Here is a 1672-nt window from a genome sequence, read left to right as displayed (position 1 = left end):
CGTTGTATGCCATTAAATAAATCAAATGATAAACTTATTGCATTATATTAAATCAAGAATTTCTCTGACCACCGATGAAATTAGGCTAATTGAGAAACATTTTGTTTCAATTGATGTTCCGTCAAATACAAGCCTTTTAAAGGCCGGAAATGTAGAGCGATACGTATATTTTTTAAGCAAAGGAATTGTAAAAGGGTATCAAAACATAGATGGTAAATTGGTCGTTCAGCATTTAGTATCCGAACAGAATTTTTTCACATCTTTAGATAGCTTTATGAGCGAAACCGCCTCCTTTGACTATTACGAAACCATTACTGATTGTGAACTTGTGAAAATCTCTAAGCCTGATTTTCAACTTTTACAAGAAAATACCACTTTTTGGAGTGATTTTGTAAAGGATGTAACCAATGAGCACTTAAGCGGCAAGGTAGCACGTGTTAAAGATTTTCAGGTTTTGACTGCTAAAGAACGCTACCTGAAATTTTTAAAACAAAATCCAAAATTAGCTTTAAATGTTTCTATAGAGAACATCGCCTCTTTCTTAGGCATAGAACCTCAATCTTTAAGTCGTATTCGCAAACAAATCACTTTCTAACAAATGTTATTTTTAAACCCTTAATTACTATTGAACTTTGCTCAAGCAAAAAAAATAAATTATGAGTAACGAAATTTCATTAGTAACAGGTGCAAACGGACATTTAGGTAATAATTTGGTTAGATTATTACTTTCTAAAAACGAAAAGGTTAGAGCAACGGTAAGAAACGTTAGTAATAAAGAACCTTTTAAAGGATTAGATTGTGAAGTCGTACAAGCGGATATTACGAATAGAGAATCTCTAAAAAAAGCATTTAAAGGAATCACCAACTTATATGCGGTAGGTGCAAATTTTAGTATGTGGGCTAAAGACCCTAAAACTGAAATCTATGACAACAATGTGCAGGGAACTCAAAACGTGTTTGATATCGCAAAGGAATGTGGTGTTAAAAATATTGTATACGTAAGTTCAGTAGCATCTTTGGACTTTACAAAATTGCCAGGAAATGTAGATAATGGGTATAATAAAGACAGGAGAAACTGGTATTATAATTCTAAAAATGATTCTGATAAACTTGCAATTGAATTAGGGGAAAAATATGGAATCAGAACTGTAGTAATTTTACCTTCAGCCATGATCGGTAGTGAAGCTTACAAATTGAGTTATTCCAACAATCTTGTTTATCAAATTTTAAGTGGAGAAATACCTGTAGATACCAATGTCACCCTAAATTGGGTAGATGTAAAAGATGTAGCTTTTGGGGCATACAAAGCAATGCTAAAAGGCAATGATGGCGAACGTTACATATTATCAAACGAACAGCATACCACTTTACAAGAAAGTGTTAAAATAGCTTCTGAATTATTCCCTGAATTAAAATTAAAAACACCTAAAAAAGTCCCTAAATGGTTATTGTACTCCGTAGCAGGTTTAATGGAATTTACAAGTAAAATAACTGGGAAAGAACCCCAATTACAAAGACATTACTTAGATATGTTTTATGGCTTAAAACAAGATTATGATATCACAAAATCTAAACTAGAATTAGGATTTAATCCCAAACCTTCGAAAAAAGCATTGATAGATGCGCTAGAATATTTGTTGAATGAATGGGAAAGGAAATAAACGGCATACAA

Annotated in this window: 2 protein-coding genes; both read left to right on the top strand. The window is 32.2% G+C overall.

Annotated features, from left to right (window positions below; genetic code table 11):
* The first annotated feature begins 25 nt into the window (after positions 1–25).
* The gene (locus tag CXF67_RS09635) at positions 26–595 is read left to right on the top strand and encodes a Crp/Fnr family transcriptional regulator (protein ID WP_102088567.1); all 570 of its coding nucleotides are present in this window, start codon (positions 26–28) and stop codon (positions 593–595) included.
* A 61-nt stretch (positions 596–656) separates the two neighbouring features.
* Positions 657–1661: an NAD-dependent epimerase/dehydratase family protein gene (locus CXF67_RS09630; RefSeq protein WP_180957950.1), complete on the top strand. Its 1005-nt coding sequence runs from the start codon at positions 657–659 to the stop codon at positions 1659–1661.
* The last annotated feature ends 11 nt before the right edge of the window (positions 1662–1672 follow it).

It is taken from the genome of Psychroflexus sp. MES1-P1E (genome assembly GCF_002836055.1).
Classification (GTDB): Bacteria; Bacteroidota; Bacteroidia; order Flavobacteriales; family Flavobacteriaceae; genus Psychroflexus.
Note: the sequence above shows the minus strand (reverse complement) of the source record. Positions and strands in the feature narration are given on the sequence as shown.